Origin of the sequence: Neobacillus sp. SAB-20_R2A, assembly GCF_049568635.1 — a bacterium.
In the GTDB taxonomy this organism is placed as follows: Bacteria; Bacillota; Bacilli; order Bacillales; family Cytobacillaceae; genus Neobacillus; species Neobacillus citreus.
This window is the reverse complement of the sequence record NZ_CP145895.1, coordinates 3,291,557-3,311,981: the sequence shown is the minus strand read 5'-3', so window position 1 is coordinate 3,311,981 and position 20,425 is coordinate 3,291,557. Positions and strand designations below refer to the sequence as shown.

The window sequence follows — 20,425 nt, the reverse complement described above, 5'->3', positions numbered from 1 at the left end:
TTTACCAGTCAAAGTGTTCAGCCTTGTAACCGGCTTGTTTGCAGTAGACTCTAGCCCGTTCAAGGGCCTTCACTTCGATTTGCCGAACACGTTCCCTGGTTACCCCTAACTTACTTCCAACTTGTTCTAACGTATTGTCACAGTTCTCTGGGTTCATCCCAAACCGATTCTTTAATACATCGGATGGACGAATCGACTTGTATTTTACATCAACAAACTCCAACAATCCCCCAAAAAAATCTTTATCCACCAATTGATAATCTTCTTCATAAATCATTTCTTGGTAGGAAGCATGGTCGGGTTCAGTGACATCGAAAAGCGGGGACCGATAATCGGTACAGAACTGTGGTTCCCATTCACTTGGCCGTGAAAAATAACTTGTGATCCACCCACGGGAAACATCCTCTTCCGAGTCTTCAAAGTTATTTTCATAACAATATAACTCTTCGAAACTTAGATAATTTGTTTTATAAGTGGTATAGTCAATTTCTAGGTCTTTATCTAACCGTACCGTGGACCCTTCTAATAGTAATTGGGTCTCAGATTCTTTATCAGCCTTTTCTATTACCTCAAGCCGATGAACAGGAATGCGAATTAGGTTTTTATGATTTTGCTTATACCGGGTAAAAAAATTAGATAAATGCAACTTAAAGTAGTTGTAAAAGCTTCCCTTATATTCCGGATTATAATTTTCATAGGATTTTAATAAAGCGAAATAAGCCTGCTGAAAATAATCCTCCATCGGAATTTCATTGGAAGCATATCTCTTGGCATAGTTATAAATATTATTGGCATAAACATTCCATGCAAGTTCAATGAACGCATTTTTGTCCATTAATTGGTACATTTCGTTCGTAAGCTTGGTCCGCTTTTTTCTAGCAGCTTTGGCGACGGCTTCTATACGTTCATCCATTGTTTTGACTTGCTGCGGTTTATGTTTAAATTTTTCCTTTGCTGCTGGTTGGACCTTGGTTTGTTGTATTAATAAGTCATAGTTTCTCTTTTTCCATTTTGCAGGGTTGAAGCGCCAAAATCCAAGCTGACCCGGAATTTTTTCGAAAAATGCCTGAGTAGAAAGCAAGCCGGTAATACTGCTTTCAGCATAAGGTGATTCCTCCTTAACCAGGCGGACTATTTCAGATACGTGGAGACCAGATGGATGATAAATCAATGATTCTGTGACGATTTGAAGTAAGGATTTAGTTGATAGTTTATTTTCCTCTGCCAGACGGGCGATATCAATGTATCTTTCCTGCTCTTTTAAATCGGCGTCTTTAACATATCCAATCTTTAATGTTAAGGTTCCTTCCTCTGTTAATTGAAAATGTAGCTTTTGCCCAGGAATTAATGCATAATCACTCATTAAATTTTCAAGATGGGTTCCAAAAATCACTTTATGTACCTCATCAAAAAAGAACATAAGCGAAGCTGATTCTTTTCCATCGAGTAACTCAATATGTAATTCGTTCTCTGAAAGCCAGTCCCTAAAATAATGAGCTGTAAGGGTTTCTTGGATTCGATCATAATATCTTAAGGTATAAGTAAGTGAAGTTCGGCTTTCGCGTTGCCCGCTCGTTTGTATCTTTGCGACTGAATCCTCAACGGCTACTGTACCTAAAGGGATATGTTGAATTTGGCGATCGATGATGATTGTATCGGTAACTCCCTGCAAAGATACTTTATCTGTAATGGAAGCCAATTCCTCTTCAAGATAGGTAACATGCTCGCCGTTATTTGTAAAATAAACCGATGAGGAGGCGTCCAGATGCTCCTTCACGGCTGTGTAATAGGCGGGAAACTTAGGTGCGTGCGCCTCAATTTGAAACACAGTTTTAATTAATTCATGAATCTTTAAAGGTTCTCCATATCGTTCTTTTAAATAGGCAAGGATTTTTGGTGATCGTCTGGCAACTTCCTCTCGAATAAAATCGGTAATTTCAATAGAATAGGTCACGATTTGCGATTCATCATATGATTTGAGCGAGACTTTCCCGCTTTTGGTTACGACAAAACGGCTATCAAAATGCGGAAAAAACAGGGCATTAGGGTCAGAAATTTGAAAGTGTTCCTTAACTCTTTGTAAAGCATCAAAGAAAGGGATCTTCTCCAAATGTTCTTCAATAAACAATTTGATGGCCAAATCGTTTAAAAGGTTCCATTCACTTAAGAGAATATATGTATCATTGGTTTCGGTAACCATAATCGTAAACCGCGGGTCACTATATAAATCCTTCAAATTATAGAGTGGATTCTTACCATTTTGCTTAACCGGAACCTTTTGGTATTTCAACTGATCATACAAGCTATCCAAATTAGCAACTGAAAACTGCTTACGTTGAAAATGCTGCTCCTTCACCTCTTCATAGTAGAATCCTGCATCCAGTGCGTAATTCAATATTTTCTTAGCTTCAGCTTCTATAATTCCCTTACCAAAATCCCAGTTTACCCTTAAATAATCGACAATTAACTTGTAATGCAACGGGCTGCCAAGCTCGGAAAAAGCTTTATTTATTAGGGAAATGTTACTAATTACAGGACCGTTTTTCATTTCTTCACTTCCTATATAAATCACTACCTTTTATATTTCGACATTTTTAACAAAAATCCCTCTTAAAACTCCATTATTTAGCAGAAATCTGATGCCATCTATTGGTATCTTTTATCTTATCTAGTAAAATAGTAGGAGATGTGGGAAAGGTGGAAACCCAATGAAGGAAAAGATGAAAGCCTGGTTAACCAGCTATTTTCATACCTTACAACTACCAGCCAGACGAAAAAAAATACATATACAACAAATTGAGGACTATATTATCAAGGAAAAATTCAAGGACCCTGTTCGTTATCAAATGGAGAACGGTTACCGAAATTTTGTCGAAATAATGCTTGAACTATCCGAAGAACAAATAATAACACCCGTTAAAAAAAGCCCGTTAAATGGAAGAAGGCCGAGCCTTCATAGTGAATGGTGGCTGGAAAAGGCTAATGTCCAGCCGCAATGGAGTGATATGCAAATATTAGCGTTATCTGATCTGTTGAATCTCGCAAAATACCGGCAGCATCTAGAGTGGCAAACGATAGAGGAGCTAGAGCGGGTCCAAGCCATCTACACATTTTTAAAACAAAAGGACCAATTTACCTGGGTGACAAGGGAGGAACGCTCCTTTCAGCTTTTTGGGGAAGAAAAGCTGCTTGCCAATGAGGGGGCTGTCTTGTTGCAGCGGCTGCAGCTTCCTCTCGAGGCTTTAAAAGCCAGGGTTTACGGGGAACCATTTGCATTTTGGCCTGCGCCTAACAGGGATATTCGGCTGGCCAAAACGGTTCTGATTGTGGAGAACCAATCATTTTACCATACATGTAGATTATTAATGAATATGGGCAAGGATATTAGTGGGATTCGACCGGATTTATTGATTTATGGAGAAGGGAAGAAAATTGAGAAAAGCTTCAATTTCTTGCGTGATATAACGAGTCACCATGATGTCTCAATTCAGTATGTTGGCGATATCGACCCTGAAGGATGGGGCATTTATATTAGATTAAAAGATACGTATCCTGAAGCGAATATCAGGCTGGCAGTCCCGATTTACGAGGCGATGATTAAGCAGAACTTGAGCAATAAAACAGAAACGAATCAAAACGAGAATCTCATTTATTTGGCTCGTATCATTGACGAATTTAAGCAGCATGGCCACCCGGAGTTGGCTGAGCAAATTCAATTGCTTTGGGAACAAAAGCGAAGAGTGCCTCAAGAAACATTGTCACTGGATACAATCGAATGGGTAAAGGAGTAAGGAATGAAAGCACGTTGGCAAGGTTTTGGGGAGCGAATCAAGCGGTTAAATCCAATTTGGAATCTCGCATCGGGGATGCAGCTGCCTGGATTAAGGGATTATGCGCAGTTGTTGGCACTAAGTGTGCTTTTAGAGGTTTTTTACCGGGAACTTGAAAATAGTCCTGACCGTAAGAAACAGGATTTACTGGAAATAGCCAAATCCTGTATAAACGATTTACATATAACCGTCGAAACGGAAACACTGGATGAATTAATCCAACGGTTTGTAGATGGGTTGCTTTGGAGCGGCCAAGCTGAGCTTCATCAGCCATTTTTGGCCAAGTGGTTTGATGAGAAGGAAAAGGAAATAAAGGAACACCGCTTCCGTTATCTTGTGGAAGACAGGGAAACGTCTCAATGGGAAAAAGGCGGGAAGACCGTTTATCGATGTTCTGATGAAACAAAAGAATTAATTTTTATGAGCCGGGAGATTCTCCAAGAGCTTGAAATCACGATAGATCAGCTTTATATCGAACACTTGGTTAAAAACGGCCATTTCCAACAAGCCCTATCCGGTCTGGATGATTTAATGGCCCGAGTCAAACGAATGATTGCAAGGGAATTGGATTACCGCGAAAGTATGAAGCGGAATCCAAAGATTATCTTTCAACAGGAGCATGAACTGATGAGCGCACGTGAACAAGAAGTGCAGCAGCAGTTTCAGGAAGAAAGGACGCGGTTTCAACAAATGCGTCAATTGCTGCAACGGATGTCTTCTTCCAATCAGCATTATGAAATTGCAGAGAAGCTGGAACAAACGAGACGAATCCACGACCAGCTCGCCAGTCATGTCGTAGAAAATATTCGCCTGGAGATGGAGCTTCGCTATGAGTTTCCGAATCTATTTTGGAAGCAGCATCTCGTTAGCTTTCAACAAAGTTATTATCAGGATTGGCTAGTCTTAGAAGGATTGCCTAAACCAGATGATATGGGAACCCTACAGGAGCCTTTGTTCTCGCCTCAGGCTCATTTTATTTACCCGCTGGATTGGAGCTGGATGGAGCAGGAATCCGATCTCCAGACAGAAGAGATGAGCGAGACAACTGTAGAAGAACTTGAGGAAGCAGTCTATCAACCGCGTGAAGTCGATTGGGAAAAAATTGTTCGGCTATGGGAACCGCTTTTCGTTGAACTGATGGAAACAGGAGAATGTCAACTTTCCAGATTGCAAGACATTTCGGCATCATTGCAAGAGAAGTGGCTCGAGCAAAAAGAAGCCGTTGATTTATGGCTGCTATTCCATAGCGAACCCTTCATCGTACCGCAAATAGATGCGGAAAAGGAACAAGCCGATGAAAGATTAATACTTTTCTCTCATTTAGTCCACCGCCAGGAGCGGTTTTTAAGCATGGAAGGGAAGTTAATTACTTCTATAATTGATGGAAACCAGCCAATGATTCAGTGGAAAGGTGTCTGTATTTCACCATTTATATTACGGATAACGGAGTAATGGTGCCTGACACCAATTGATAAAGGAAGTGAAACATTTGAGTATTTCAACTCAGCAGCTGCAGGATGCGGCAAAGATATTTTTTCAGTTATTGAATCGTAAAATGGTAGGAACGAATGATCCGATTTTGAATCCTTACTTTGAGGAGGATGGGGTGCGGGATGCGTTAAAAATTCTCGCGGAGGAATCGAGGACCCGCATTATTCAAACGGCAGATCGACTCCATTTGGTCGCCAGGCCAGAAGGTTCCATCTTTGCCACTTCATTCACCCAGTTTAAAAAGAGATATAGCGAGGTAGAAACAAAGAAGCATTTTTACCTGATGAACCTGATTGTCTTTGTTTTTTTAGCAGAGGTTGATATACCTTCTACTTCCAATCTGCGCTGGGAACATGCCGGTGTTTCCTATTATTTATTGGAGAAAAATATGACCCAATTATTGGAGCAATGGTCCAAAGAAAATAAGGAATCGGAAGGAAAGTTTAGTGAGTCGTATGGATTGGCTGTCAACGATATGGCAGAACTTTGGGGTTCGATGGCGGTGGATTCCGATTCAGAAACCGTGGATGAACGGATTTCGTCAACAAGAAGAACGCATATTGGACTTATCCATACAGCGATGAGGTTATTGCGTGATGAAGGGCTAGTCTATATTGTCGAGGATGAAAAGCGGGTAATTCCCAAGTTGGAGTTATACGAACGGCTTGAAGAAGGCTATCACCAGCAGGCGCGTTACGAGGAAATGCGGGAACTTGTTTTAACCGCGTTATCGTGTGGAGGTGATTCGAGTGCCCAGAATTGAAAAGGTTCGAATAGCAGGTGTTCGCTATGACAAAATGCGAAAGCATTATGAAAATACGATATTTGATTTTATTAATGAATCGGAACCGCAGCATGCCTTATTGACCTTAGTGAACGGCGGGGGTAAGGGGGCGCTGCTACAAATGATCTTTCAGCCGCTGATGCCTTTGACTACTTGGGGGAAAAATGGCGAAAACCATATCGATGCGCTATTTTATAACGAAAAGTTGCAGTTTGACCCTTATACGTTCCACGTTGCCTTGGAATGGAGATTGGATACGGATCCTGCGGAATGGTTAATGACAGGAATTTGTGTGACTGCTAGAAAGAGTGGGCAAGAAAACGACGAAGTGGAGACAGAACCACAATATTTCTTATATACGAGTAAGTATCGGAAGCCAGAGGATTGGACCATCGAAACGCTCCCTCTTTATGATGAGGATAGAAAAAGGTCTATCAGTTATGAGGAGTGGGAGCAGTGGCTGAAAAAGCATAAGCAGCAGTTTCAATTCTATTCCAAATCGAAACAAAATGCTTATTTTCAATATCTGTCCACGTACGGCATTGAAAAAGGCGAATGGCGGCAGATGAAGGAGATTAACCGTGATGAGGGCGGGATTGAGCATTATTTTAAAAAGGGCTTAGATAATTTTGGGCTGTTTCATCATCTGATTATCCCGGAAATCAGCGCTTACCTCCAAGAGGACCAAGAAGAGAACCTGATTAAAATCTTTCGGGACAATGCTATTATTGCGCAAAAACTGCCAAAACTTCTAAAAAGAGAGGAAGCCTATCAGTTAATTCAAGGAAAGCTTATACCGATTAAATCGGCCTTGGAAGAGGGACAAAGCTTGGAGACCGAGGTCCTAGAAAATCATGACCGGGCAAACTATCTTTATTCCGGCATGGAGGAGCAAAAGCAAACATATCGATTTGACCAGGAAAAATGGGAAGAGGACAGGAGAAAGACGGAGAAGCAGCACGCTGATTTACTGTGGCAAAAGGACAATTTGGACTATGCGAAGGAATGCCGCACGTTTGAAGAGATTGCTGCGAAAATTGCATTGACAGCAGCCAGGCTTGAGGAATTGGCTGGTATAAAGAAAGAATTAACGGACGAGAAACATTTGCTTGAACTCGATATCGCCTTGAAGGATTATGCGGAATCCACAACCCTGCTAGAGGCAATTGAGCAGCGGATTAAGATGCTTGAAAATGCTCAAAACCTGAGTGAGGAAAAAGAGCAAATGGAGATGCTAGAGCGGCAGCTTGCGGAAAATTGGAGGATGATTGAAAAAAAGGTCCTTACTGATATTGGGAAATTCAATACTCTGAATAATCGGCTAAATAAGGAAATAAAAGTCCTGGGGTCACAAATCGACCGGGAGCAAAACGACTTGAATGACATCAAGTCCAAATTGGGTACCTATACCAATTACATACAAGACCATAACCAAAAGGCGATACACAAGGAGCAAAAATACGGCAGCGACGTCAACCGCGACCCGGAAAGTATCCTGAGAAAATTAGCCAAAGAGCTACAGGAGCATGAAACGGCAATTGACGCCCTTAACAAGGAATCTGCCGGACTGCAGCAACGCCACGGAAATGTAAAGGAACAGCTTGGGGAAAATGGTGCGCATATCAATGGAAAAAAGGAAGATTTAAACAAGCTGCAAACGAAAAAAGCCGCCCGGCTGGAGGAAGAGAAAAGCTTCCATAAACAATGGTGCCGTTATTATTTACTTGATCAGGAATTTCATTATTTTTCAGCCGATGATTGGATTGATATTGCTGAGCAGCTAAGTAAGGAACGGCTGGTATTGAAACAGAAATACGAAAACCTCCAAAAGGATTACTGGTATCATCAGTTAGATACTACGCTCCTAAACGACGACTATTGGATTGCCAACAATGATGTCCGAAAAATTGTTGAAAAGCTGGCCGAAGTGGGAGTTCAAGCCACTTATGGCACACAGTTGATTCAAGAATTGACAGCGGAAGAGCAAGCCTTAGCAATGGAGCGCTATCCGTTATTAGCCTATGGGATTGTGGTCTATCAACAGGATTGGGAAAATGAAATCTTTGATGCCGACTTTCAGATGTTATTAACGCACGCGCCGGTACCGATTTTTATCCGGGAACGGATGAATCAGGAGTATGCACAACCATTTGAAATGGCACGTGAACAAGGAATTTCGATGGCTTTCCATCGTGAAAAATGGATGGAATGGAAGAATGAACTGGTTGATTTGACTGATCATTTTTCATTAGATTTAGAGAAAATTGATTCTAAATTAGCAGAAGTCGAACGCATGCTGGAAACGGTCAAGACCCTTTCTGTTTTGCCATACCAGGAAATCCTTCGTGATGAAGATACGATGAATGGTCAATTAACGAAGCTTGGGGAGCAGAAGAGGCAAATAGATGAAGAAATCCGGACAATAGAAGACAGGCTTTTAGTGTTAAGCAATCAGGGAAAACAGAAAGAGCAAGAACGGCAAGCCCTGCAAAATCAGCTAACGGAAATAGAGAAATGGGCAGAGGGCCATAAGAAATTTCTGCATTATCAATTGCTGAAATCAGAGGCGCAGCTGAAAAAAGCGGAAATGGAGAGCCGCTTGGCTGGATTCAAAAAAGAACGGGATGAAAAGGGACAAACTCTCTCAAGTTGGGAAAAATCCTACCATCAGTGGTACTGGTATGCTAAGCAGCAAACGAAAACGATAACGGAGGTCCTTCCGGAAATCGAATTCCCGGCAACTGATACTCAGCTTACAGACGGTGAGGAGCTGCCGCAATTAAGGACTACCATTTTCGATGAAACAGCCCCTTTAACGAAAAGTTGGCATTTGCTTCAGCAAAAGATAAATAGTGTAAACAGTGAACTTGCTGTCGAGAAAGAAAGACAACAAAACCAACTACAGGACCAACAGAAAAAAAGGGAATGCTTAAATCAGCTGGACTCGTCATGGCAGCAACGTGAAATTTCCGTAATTCCGAATGAAATCTTAAAGGATCGACTAAAAATGAAAGAATCGGAATTGGAAAACTCATTCTTGGAGTTCCGTAATGAGGAAGGAAATATAAAGGAACTTAACGGTGAAAAAAAACAAGTAGAAAGAAACAAAACTAAGCTGGAGCAGCAAATTCTGAAAAACCATCATCTCAGTGCAGAACCATGGCTGGGTGTAAATATTGAGGAGATAGAACAACAAATTGAGGTGGCACTGAAACAAGTAACAGAGGATTTGGCGGCGCAGCGAAAAATTATTGATGGTCTTGTGGTAAGTCAGCAAAAATTGCAAAAACAACAGGATATCCTAAAAACTCATCTTCACGGTTTAAAGCAAGTGGGAGAAATTCCGTCCAACATGAAGGAATCCATTAAGCAAGAACCGGAAAAACTGACACAGCAATGGATTGAACAAAACAGGGAGCTAGCAAGACGGAAAGAGGCGTACCAAAAAGGATTTAAAGAGCGCTTGAAGGAACTTAGCTTTGCCCTGCAGGATGAAAAGATTGATTCAGCCTTGAAACAAAACATGAATAACCTCATTCCACAGCTGGAAAGTGACTCGATTCGTTCAGGGATAAGTGTCATTGACAGTGTGATTGAGTTTATCCATCATGAACTAATGAAATTAAAGGATGATAAGCAAAAAGCCGAAAATGCCCAAGAGATTTGGGTGGACCGAGCCGTCATCCGTGTCCTCCGCATATTCCAATCGCTGAAACAGATGGTCAACAGAATGAAAATTAAGAACAAGGAAGGGCACATGTTCCCGCTTGTGGAAATCGAGCGCCTGAAGGAAATCGAGACTGGTGACGAAGAAGAATATCGGCGACTGTTACGGGAACATTTTACCCAAACCATCGAGAAGCTGTTAGAGAATGTGGAATCCATTGAAACTCTATCAGAAAACCAACTAAAGAGATTTATCGATGATAGTCAGTTAGTTCTCGTATCGCTAAGGAATCGCTATCCGAAGCTTGCCATCTATAAACCGCAAACAACGAATGCCTTTTTATATGAAAAACCGAGGAAGCACCATTACACCGATTGGGAGACGCTCAACAAAGGTTCAAAGATGGAGGCAAAGGGCAGCGGCGGCCAGCTGTTGGCAGCAAGAACGATGATCATGATGATGATCATGACCTTCAAACGGCAAGAAAGCAACAAGGACTGGTCCGTTTTAATTACCGATAATCCATTTGGCCAGGCTGTTTCAGCCCATATATTGGACCCGATTTTCTCGATTGCCGAGATTTTAAGATTCCAATGGATTGTCCTCGCTCCACCTGAGTTAATTAAACTAGACGTCAGCCGAAGATTCCCCGTCTATTGGAAGCTGGAATTAAGTCAGCAGAAACAAGGGGAACTTATCAGGGAAGTCTTGCAGCACGGTGGAAGAACTTTCGAAGAGATGGAATTTAGTTTGTTCTAGTTTTGTAATACTAATCAAGTGCCAGGCACGGCCTGGCACTTTTTACTGCGCGCCCGGCATGGGTGCAGTATCTAGGGTGAAAGTCCCGAGCCATAAAGGCAGTAGTAATGGTTAGCTTAACGCAAGGGTGTCCGTGGTGACGCGGAATCTGAAGGAAGCGAGCGGCAAAACCTCCGATCTGAGGAACACGAACTTCATATAAGGCTAGGTACCATTGGATGAGTTTGCATTACAAAACAAAGTCCCCACTGCAGAAAGTGGTACAGAGTAAATGAAGCAGATAGATGGAGGGAAAGACTGTACTCTTACCCGGGGGGGGAGCTGATTGATAAGCGAAATACACTTTTTCAAAGGAATATGAAAAACGAAAAAACCGACAAAAACGTCTATTGACAGATGTATATAAGGAAAAGGCACTTTTATTTTTAGAGCATTTAAGCAAACAGGGTAAAACATTCGCTACATGGTTGAACAATGAAATAGAAAAGGAATTACAAACAACTCTTCCTAAAGATAGGTAAGAGGTAGGGAAACGCAAATTGGAAGCCAGCTAGCACCTCACGAGTTCTGCCTTTTATTTGCCCAAATCTCAGGCAAGGCAATACTGTACTTTTCGTATCTGGACAATTTGAATTAAAGATTAAACGATATATTATTTTTTAAAAAATAAAACGGAATCAGCAGCACCTCTATGGGATGCTGCTGATTCGATTAATTAAGTGTATTTAGTAACTCGGCCAAGTAAAATCCTTCTTATAATATGTCTTTTTTAATTTGTATAAATCATATTCGCATTCACCAATAGCATAACTAAATTTAGTTGTGCTGTTTTTTTGTCCTTTTAGTAAACGGACGTTATAAGCAATGGTGTAGGCAACTTTTTTTAAGACAATTGCAGGGACGGCTTCTTCAAGAATGACCCAACGCTTGGCTCTTGTTAGACCTGTAATTTGTATGATTCAATTCATCGTAAAGAAAATCCTGATGGCAATGATATGAACCTTCGTGGAAAGTGTGAAAATCTAAAACAACGTTATGAAGAGAGTTCTGCAGACCTCCATATTATTTTGGGTGTCCAATACTCCAATGAAGACAAGAAACACCATGAGAAAGCAAGGGAACTTGAATTCGAGTATCAGTTCCCCGGTGCGTTAAAAACTTTAGTTTCTCTGTGGGACTGACCCCATTTTTAGGCCATTAATAGGATATATAATGAGCCGTGTTTGTCTTAACATGACCTCTACATGAACCAAGTCTGCATCATGGGTGGAACCATCCCGAACCAAGCAATACCAGAGAATTACACATAGATTACTTCAGAGAATACAACAGAGAAAAATATATATTTGTCCCGCAAATACGAAGCCGCAAATAAAACCCGCTTATCCGCAAGTAAAAACATCCTATCCACAAATAAAAATAAAACTCACAAAAAATTTATTAAACTACCCTGTCCTTTTTAAGTCCTAATCGATATATAGAAGGTGGAACGGTTGAACCGATGCATCGGTCAGCCCTTCAGGCAGGACGAACCAGTCCTTTGGCGATTGAAAAAGAGGAGGGGAATAGGGTGAGTAAATTATTGATCAACGAAAACCCGGTGATGATTATCCCATCACTGGCAGTTAAAATTGGCTTGAACGAAGCCGTCATCCTGCAGCAAATCCATTATTGGGTCCATTCCAGCAGACATGTCATCGAGGGGAGGAAGTGGATTTACAACACGTATAAGGATTGGCAGGAACAGCTTCCGTTCTGGTCTGAAAGCACAATTAAACGTACGATTCACTCGCTGGAAAAACAAGGATTGCTGCTATCCGGGAACTGGAATCGGTCGAAAATGGATAAGACCAAGTGGTATACCATCGATTACCAAAGGCTGGAGGAACTGACAGAAGGGGAGCCAATGACTCCTTCAGAGGAACCTCAACCGGCAGAGGATGAGACCACCGAAACAGAAACAGATCCAAACCACATGCAGGTCGACTTATATGAGTTGTTGGATGACAACATAGACGAATACATACAACAACAGCAAGCAACACCAACACCAGCAAGCAACACCAACACCAGCAGCAGAGAAAATACCGGTTGCCGAAGTCATTTACTACCTGAATGAAAAAACAAATGCAGCCTACAAGCCAAGCAGTCCGAAAACAAAGGAACTGATTCGGGCAAGGGCAAGAGAAGGGTTTACCTTGGAGGATTTCAAAGCAGTGATTGATTTAAAAGCGGCGGAATGGCTGGAGGATCCGGTCATGTGCAAATATCTCCGGCCGGAAACGTTATTTGGCTCGAAATTTGAGGCCTATCGCAACCAAAAGTCTTGGAAAAAAGAGCTAACTGAGGAGGATTTTGATTTAGATGAATAAGCGGGAAACGTTCGCCCTATTGAAAATGATTTCGGTGTTTTATGAACAGTTTAGTTTTGACCAAGAGAAAGTCAACCTTTGGCACGATGCGCTGAAAGACCTTACGTTTGTCGACATGGAGGAGAATCTACTAAAACACGTGCGGCAATCGCCATTTCCGCCAAAGGTGTCCGAGCTTTACATAAGTTCCAATGTTCCAGGGATTGTTCCGGACCCCGATGAGACAAAGGTTATCCTTACCCGTCCGTATGTGCCGGCAAACAGAGAGGTAGTGCGAAAAGAACTGGCCAATATAAGAAAAGTATTGGGCATCGAAAGGGAGCAGCAGGATGAGACCATTTGAACCATATAATCAAGAAGCGGAAGAAGCACTTGTCGGGTCCTTATTCCTCGACAGTGAGTTAGTAAAAGAGTGTGCTATTCTCCCCAGAGCTTCGACTACTTTATACAGGCATTCGCAGCCTAGTTGAAAAGGGAAGGCCAGTAGATTTGGTGACCATTATGGATGAACTCGGGATTGAGCAGATTCGAAACGCGGGCGGCATGAGCTACATCTCCCAATTGACAGGAAGTGTGCCAAGTATTGCCAATTTTCATACCTATGAAAAACTAGTCAAGGAGTATGACAAAAAACGAAAGCTGATAGCAGCTGGCGAAAAAATAATGGGCCAGGCAGCAAGTGAGGATAGTGATACAACAGTAAGGGACGGAATCCATGAGCTGATGCGTATTGAAGAAGATCAGACGGACAACGATACGGGCGAGATTACCTCGTCATTGGTGGAGTTATTTGGATCAGGGCGAAATGGTGGGAATCCCCTCCGGCTTTTATGATTTGGACAGGCTTACAGGAGGATTTCAAGCCTCCGACCTGGTGATTATTGGGGCACGGCCAAGTATGGGGAAGACAGCATTCGCACTAAGTTTGGCACTTCAAGCGGCAGAAGAGGATGTAAGCCTGATTTTCTCACTGGAAGAAATGTCCAAGAAGCAGCTGATCAAGCGAATGACCGGATGCACAGGGCGAATCGACAGTATCAAAATGCGGAATCCCCAACAGTCGTTCCAAGACGAGGATTGGGAACAATTCGCCAATGGAATCGGAAAGCTGTCACATCTAAACCTGCATATCTTTGACCGGGCTGGAATGGATGTGGCTTACATCAGGTCGAAGGTCCGCAAAGCGCGCAGGACCTACGGAGAGCAAAGGCGGATGCTCGTGGTGATTGACTATTTACAGCTCCTTGAGGGCGATCGAAAAAACTATCAAAACCGCCAGGCAGAAATCAGCGAAATCAGCCGGGCGCTCAAGACCATGGCGAGGGAACTGAATGTCACCGTCATCGCCCTATCACAGCTAAGCCGGGGAGTTGAAACCAGACATGACAAACACCCGATTCTCTCGGATCTTCGCGAAAGCGGGCAAATTGAGCAGGATGCCGACTTGATCGCGTTTTTGTACCGCGACGATTATTATAGTAGCGATTCATCGAAGAAAAACAGGATGGAAATCATCCTTGCAAAACACCGTAATGGACCGACCGGGACCATTGAGCTTGGGTTTAACAAGGAATATGGGGCGTTCGTTAATCTCTAGGCATTAGTAAGAGCAGGCCAAGGTTACCGAAAGCTTTTTAAAAAATAATGAAAAGGGAAGTGGGAAAAATGGGAAATCGTGGAGGAATCAATGTTGAAATTTGGGATAATCCAATGTTTAAAAAGATGAGTGCAGAAGAGAGGACGTTTTTTCTTTATCTGCTAACGAATAGTCAAACAACTAGTATCGGAATCTATCCAATTTCAAAGATACAAATTGCTCTTGAACTAGGTGTTTCAAAAGAGCGTGTACAAGCATTACTAGACCGATTGGGTTTGGAGTACGAGTTGATTCGCTACAATCCTGAAACGAACGAAGTCGCCATTAAGAACTGGGAAAAATTAATTTTGCTGGATGGCGGGAAAAAGGCAATGATTACTGCGTTACAAGAAGTGAACGATCACTCGCTCATCTCATATGTTATGGAATCCATTGATGATCCAAAAATTTGTAGCCTATATAAATCATTTTGTCATTAGGACCAAGGAATGTCATGATCGAGATGGAAATGATCATAAGTAATAGAATACGAGAGATGGTTACGGAAGGTTACTGGCCTATGTTTATGTCGACGGGAAATCGGTTCAGAAAACGCTGTTACAAGAGGGATTAGCACGCGTGGGCTATATACTAAATCGACCCTATAAATATCTGAAGCTATACAATGACGATGAGAATTTAGTAAGAAGCAGCCAAATAACATATGGAGTAGGAGTGGGTTTGTGACAAAATGGGGGTTTGCTGGGTGTGAAGAATGGTTCGGCGAAAGACTGCTAAAGGATGTAATTTGGTAAAGCCAAATGGTCTTTTAAGACGGAACTTTCTGGAACTTGGTTAAGCTTTTTAACCAAGTTTTTTACATTTAAAAAGAAAAAACACCGCCATTTCAAGGCTTTGGACCAAAAATGGATAAATGTTGACCAATAAGTGTCGAATATGTTCACAATCTAAAAATAATGTTGAAATAAGATTTCTCCGCTTCATTTCCATAAATAAAAGATGATTTGCGGTCTATAGACCACTAGACAATAGGAAACTTCGAGAAAAATCTTTTAGTTTTACAATAATCATACAATTGCAGTCAAGGTTCTGCTAAATATAGAACAACGTTTATCGCACGTCTAGGTTAAGGTTTTCAAAATTAGGACATATTTTGCAAAGTTTGGTGGCAAATTGGCGGTAACAATTTATGTGGAAGTGCATAAAGAGATTGAGAGATGACCAAAATGATATCTGTATAAAATTGCTTTAAAAGATAGGTTTTTTATAATTACCGAAAGTTGGGAAGATCTTAACTTACATAGCAGATTATGTATAGAGTTTTTTTATAAGGAGCGCATATCTTTGGTTAACAATTGTCTTGCTATTAAAAAAGGAGAACTTTGCTTAGAATGGCATCCTATTAAGAATGGCGAGTTAACTCCCGAAAAGGAATCATATGGGTCTACACAAAAAGTCTGGTGGATATGTCAAGTATGTAAACATGAATGGCAGGAAAATGTTAACAGAAGATATCATGGTTCACCATGTCCAATTTGTAAAAAGAAGAAAATTGAAGAAGTAAAAACTACGTGTTTGAATGAGATGAAAGACTATGCAAATTCCAAAGGTGGGGTTTGTTTATCTGATAAATACATAAATGCACACAAAAAGCTAATTTTTGAATGTAAGGAAGGGCACCGCTTCGAGATAAATGCCAATAAGATAAGAACTTACAGTACTTGGTGTAGAAAATGTACCTTTAAAGAAATAGCAGATTCTCAAAGAGGAACTATAGAAGACATGAAGGTTTTAGCTAAGGAAAAGGAAGGAAAGTGCCTTTCTGATGTATATATTAATGCCAGGGAGAAATTATTATGGGAATGTAAAAAAGGGCATACATGGGAAGCTACACCTGATAATGTAAAAAGAGGTTCTTGGTGTCCAACGTGCAAAATTTTTATTAACGAGGAAAAATGTCGTTTTATCGTACAAAACTTAACGGGAAAAAGTTTTCCAAAAATCAGATCCATTTTCAATAACGCTTTCGAATTGGACGGATATAATGATGAACTAAAAATAGGTTTTGAATATCATGGTAGGCAACACTACCAATTTATTAAACGATGGCATAAGACTGTCGAAGACCTTAACAAAAGGATCAATGATGACGAATTAAAAATTGAATTATGTAAAGTAAATGGAATTAGATTGATCGTTATACCCTATTCTTTAGATACGGATATTCAGAAGATAAAATATATTAAAAATGAATTAACTAAACATGGAGTTGAGTTAGTTGTTAAAACAGTTAATATGAAAAATTTTAGATCAAATCTTCAAACTTTGGAGCGTTATGCATCGATTGCAAGATCTAAAGGCGGAAAATGCTTATCTGAAATCTATGTAAGTGCACATACACCTTTAGAGTGGGAATGTGCTAAAGGTCATAATTGGTTTGCAACACCGACTAATATTCAACAAGACAAATGGTGTAAGCAGTGCTTAAATGAACAAAAAGGAATGATTAGAGATGGATTTGATAGTGAAAGGTCTTTAAAATTTCGTAATCCTGAGCTTGCAGCAGAATGGCATCCAAAAAAGAACGAAGGTTTAGATCCAGGGGATGTTCTTGTTAGTTCTCACCAAAAGGTCTGGTGGATTGGAAAGTGTGGACATGAATGGAAAGCTAAAATAAGAGACAGACAGGTTGGTGGTGGCTGTCATGTTTGTAGTGGGAAAATTAAAACATTAGAAAACTGTTTAGCAACTAAATATCCTGCTCTTGCTAAAGAATGGAATACAGAAAAAAATGGGTCTCTTACACCATTTGAAGTTACTCCAGGTATGAGAAAAAAAGTTTGGTGGAAGTGTTTGGTATATGGACATGAGTGGGAGTCATATATATACAATAGAGTTGATGTACCCTCAAGAAAAGGAAGAGGTTGTCCACGCTGTCGAAGAAATACCTCAACTTCAATAACTAAGTGATTTGGAAAGGTCTGCCTTCGGCAAATGTTTCCGCTTCTAGAAGTCTTATACAAAATAGAATAATACATTTTCAGCTAGGTCTACCAATTTTGGTAGGCCTTATTATTTTTTACACCCTAAGACAATATAAACATTATATAATTAAATAAAAATAGTGCCAATAAAGAAATTAGTACAACTATAATATATTAGTACAAATGAAAGCGTTTGCGTTCTGTACTGTCAATTGTAATCAATTTAAATAGAGGAAAAAGCTTGTAGGGGTGAAAAAATTGGCTTTATTTTATAGAGATATTTATCATCATATTTTCATGTTTGAAAGCATCCCCCATCTTAAAGGAAGTAAATATAGAGATACAATGAAATATGAGGAAAGGCAGAGGATAACCAGAATAATTGGATTTATTAAAGCGCTAGACTCAAAAACTGCTGATATTATTTGCAAGAAATATTTACGATTATTTACAGTTCCCTATCAAGGAAATAATTATTATCGTGTACCTAAAAATATTAATTACGACCATTTTGAAGAAGCTCTTGCTAACTATCGAACCGCTGAATTTGGGGTTCAAAATTTAGAGATAGAAAAGAAATTGGAAGAGATACGTCCAAGGTCTAGAGAATTAATTAAAGAAACAATTGTTAAACAAGAGACGGCTACAAAATTTGTGATTCCTAAAGATGAAACATCTTCGTTAATTAATGAATGGCAAACAGCATTGAGACATGAAGTGAATTATTTAAAAGAGCAGGGTGGAACCCAATATTCTATCATTAATGGGAAATTTCTGTACAGGGATTCCAATACTTCAGTTTACCTTTTTACACTAGTTTCAGAGGTATTCTTTCCAGATGGAACTCCTGTCCGAATCGAACGGGTAAACAATTCGATTTTCGGGGAAGTTTTATCGGTTGAGGGTTTTGAAATCGAATTAAAGCTTGATAGTTTTATAGGGGAAGAAATAAAAGATGCAAAAATGTACAGTGAGCCTTGGCAGTTAATGGTTGAGTTATCTAATCGGCTTGAAGATATAAAAGGCTCGGAGACGAAAAGAAGAAGAGTTGAAAGTTTAATTGGTGGCAACGCCAAAACAAAGCATGAAGAAAAACTGAAAGAAAAGAAAAAGGAACTGTTATATCGTTCTTATTTTAATCAGACTACGTACATCTGGGGACCTCCCGGAACAGGTAAAACGTATAATTTGTCCCGAATTGTTACAAGTAATTATCTAAAAGGAAGAAATATACTCGTAATGGCACACAGCAATGCCGCGGTTGATGTGTTGATGGCAGAAGTGATGAATGTACTTGAAGAAAAAGAAAAGTGGGTTGAAGGAGATGTACTGCGGTATGGGTACAGTAGGGACGAAACCATTATGTCTCATCAATCGTTACTATCTAGCAAGTTAGTTGAATTAAAACATCCAAAACTAAAAAAAGAGCGTCAAGAGTTGGAACAACGCAGGGGAATATTAAAGAAAAAAGCAGAAAATAGGAAAGCTACAAAGCAAGACGAGAAAGAAATCTCGGAATTGTACAAGGCGTTAAAGAAACTTAAGGCGGATATAAAGGACTTAGAAAAAGAATATGTCCGAAAATCTAAGATAGTCGGTGCCACATTAACGAAATGTGCCATGGATAGCATCCTTTATACAAGAATGTTTGACTTGGTTGTAGTGGATGAAGTAAGTATGGCTTATGTTCCTCAGCTTGCCATGGCGGCAGCGCTTGGGAAAAAGATTGTTGTCTGCGGTGACTTCAAACAATTGCCGCCCATCGCTTTAGCCGAACACGAACTAGTTGAAAAATGGTTAAGGGAAGATATTTTTCATCATGCAGGGATCGTAAGGGCGTTAAAGGGTGGGGGGAAACATCCGAATCTGTATATGTTGCATAAACAGAGAAGAATGCATCCTGAGATTTCAAGCTTTACAAACGAGTTTATTTATAATCGCAAGGTTAAGGATCACAAGGATGCGTATAAAAGGCAAGGAATAGCAGAAAACTTACCATTTCCAAATAAAGCGACTATGCTTATTGATTTGGCAAAAATGGGTGCGTTCGCCCTAAAAGATTCTTCCTCTCACTCACGATTTAATATAATGTCGGGCCTGATGAGCATACACCTTGCATTGCTAGCTAAGAAAAATAATTTGGATTCAATAGGAATTATTACTCCATATAAAGCCCAGGCTCGGTTTATGACATCATGCCTAAAAGAATTACAGGGTAAAATGTCGATAGGAAATACGCAGTACATAGTGGCCTCTACTGTGCATCGCTTTCAGGGGTCTGAACGTGATGTCATTATATTTGATGTTGTAGATAGTTTTCCACAGAAGCGACCGAGTGTTCTTCTTACTGATAAGAACAGTAGCAGCTTACCATTACAAACTTGACAAAACATATTTATGATCAGTTCCATATATCATCTCGTTACGAGCATCAAGAGTTTCTATCGGAAACTGTATCAGACCATTTAAAATGGTTTAGCAGCCGGACACCAATAGAGCCCATGAATTTCATTAAAGATTTGCAGGTTGCAAGAAAAAGTATTGTTATATCGATTACAGATTTTAGTAAGTTAGACAGGAAGTTATGGAAAGTGATTAAGGAAATGAGTAAAAAGGTAGAGGTGAAAATTTATTCTGTCGATGAATTTAACGCACCTACTACCATACAAATTATTCCAAAAAACCTTGTAGGGTCTTTTACAATTATAGATGATAAGCTCCTCTGGGTGGGTGCCCCGATTATTGTTGGGACAAAATATGAGTCTGAACCAAATCCTCCATATTATTTTGCATACTTAAATGCTCCAGAGACCATAGCTATATTGAAGGGGAATTTGGGAATAGATGAAAGATTCAAAGCAAAAAAATAAAAATCTTGAGAGGTCGGATAGCATAAGTGTTATTACTACCTTTCACTTTTGCTTTGAATATTGAATATATA

General features: G+C 40.2%; 14 protein-coding genes and 1 pseudogene. 14 read left to right on the top strand and 1 reads right to left on the bottom strand.

Features of this window, described 5'->3' with window-relative positions:
• Position 1: 1 nt before the first annotated feature.
• Complete coding sequence (locus V5M37_RS16065) at positions 2–2,548, bottom strand: sigma factor-like helix-turn-helix DNA-binding protein (protein ID WP_423798182.1); 2,547 nt, start codon at positions 2,546–2,548, stop codon at positions 2–4.
• 160 nt (positions 2,549–2,708) lie between these two features.
• Between V5M37_RS16065 and V5M37_RS16060 the strand changes: the two genes are divergently transcribed.
• The 14 genes and pseudogenes from V5M37_RS16060 to V5M37_RS15995 all read left to right on the top strand — a co-directional run bounded on the left by V5M37_RS16060 (position 2,709) and on the right by V5M37_RS15995 (position 20,354).
• A complete protein-coding gene (locus V5M37_RS16060; RefSeq protein ID WP_423798181.1) occupies positions 2,709–3,791 on the top strand; it encodes a Wadjet anti-phage system protein JetD domain-containing protein in 1,083 nt (360 codons plus the stop codon).
• A 3-nt stretch (positions 3,792–3,794) separates the two neighbouring features.
• On the top strand, positions 3,795–5,282 hold the full coding sequence (locus V5M37_RS16055) for a hypothetical protein (protein ID WP_423798180.1): 1,488 nt from the start codon (positions 3,795–3,797) through the stop codon (positions 5,280–5,282).
• 37 nt (positions 5,283–5,319) lie between these two features.
• Positions 5,320–6,084 carry a DUF6063 family protein gene (locus tag V5M37_RS16050; RefSeq protein WP_423798179.1) on the top strand — a complete coding sequence of 255 codons (765 nt, stop codon included), beginning with the start codon at positions 5,320–5,322 and terminating at the stop codon, positions 6,082–6,084.
• On the top strand, positions 6,071–10,531 hold the full coding sequence (locus V5M37_RS16045; RefSeq protein WP_423798178.1) for a hypothetical protein: 4,461 nt from the start codon (positions 6,071–6,073) through the stop codon (positions 10,529–10,531). The genes V5M37_RS16050 and V5M37_RS16045 overlap by 14 nt, the downstream gene beginning before the upstream one ends.
• A 1,570-nt stretch (positions 10,532–12,101) precedes the next feature.
• A complete protein-coding gene (locus V5M37_RS16040; RefSeq protein ID WP_423798177.1) occupies positions 12,102–12,650 on the top strand; it encodes a hypothetical protein in 549 nt (182 codons plus the stop codon).
• Positions 12,616–12,903, top strand: coding sequence for a conserved phage C-terminal domain-containing protein (locus V5M37_RS16035; RefSeq protein WP_423802634.1), 288 nt, complete (start codon positions 12,616–12,618; stop codon positions 12,901–12,903). The genes V5M37_RS16040 and V5M37_RS16035 overlap by 35 nt, the downstream gene beginning before the upstream one ends.
• Positions 12,896–13,246, top strand: coding sequence for a hypothetical protein (locus tag V5M37_RS16030; protein WP_423798176.1), 351 nt, complete (start codon positions 12,896–12,898; stop codon positions 13,244–13,246). The genes V5M37_RS16035 and V5M37_RS16030 overlap by 8 nt, the downstream gene beginning before the upstream one ends.
• A gap of 71 nt (positions 13,247–13,317) precedes the next feature.
• A complete protein-coding gene (locus V5M37_RS16025) occupies positions 13,318–13,737 on the top strand; it encodes a DnaB-like helicase N-terminal domain-containing protein (protein WP_423798175.1) in 420 nt (139 codons plus the stop codon).
• Complete coding sequence (locus tag V5M37_RS16020; RefSeq protein WP_423798174.1) at positions 13,694–14,500, top strand: replicative DNA helicase; 807 nt, start codon at positions 13,694–13,696, stop codon at positions 14,498–14,500. Before V5M37_RS16025 ends, V5M37_RS16020 begins: the two co-directional genes overlap by 44 nt.
• A 68-nt stretch (positions 14,501–14,568) precedes the next feature.
• The gene (locus V5M37_RS16015) at positions 14,569–14,979 is read left to right on the top strand and encodes a hypothetical protein (RefSeq protein WP_423798173.1); all 411 of its coding nucleotides are present in this window, start codon (positions 14,569–14,571) and stop codon (positions 14,977–14,979) included.
• A 52-nt stretch (positions 14,980–15,031) separates the two neighbouring features.
• Positions 15,032–15,226 (top strand): annotated as a pseudogene (locus V5M37_RS16010) (thermonuclease family protein); the annotation flags it as partial.
• Positions 15,227–15,844: 618 nt separating this feature from the next.
• Positions 15,845–17,470, top strand: a complete 1,626-nt coding sequence (locus tag V5M37_RS16005; protein ID WP_423798172.1) for a zinc-ribbon domain-containing protein — start codon at positions 15,845–15,847, stop codon at positions 17,468–17,470.
• A 272-nt stretch (positions 17,471–17,742) separates the two neighbouring features.
• Positions 17,743–19,869: a DEAD/DEAH box helicase gene (locus tag V5M37_RS16000; RefSeq protein ID WP_423798171.1), complete on the top strand. Its 2,127-nt coding sequence runs from the start codon at positions 17,743–17,745 to the stop codon at positions 19,867–19,869.
• Between the two features lie 206 nt (positions 19,870–20,075).
• A complete protein-coding gene (locus V5M37_RS15995) occupies positions 20,076–20,354 on the top strand; it encodes a hypothetical protein (protein WP_423798170.1) in 279 nt (92 codons plus the stop codon).
• The last annotated feature ends 71 nt before the right edge of the window (positions 20,355–20,425 follow it).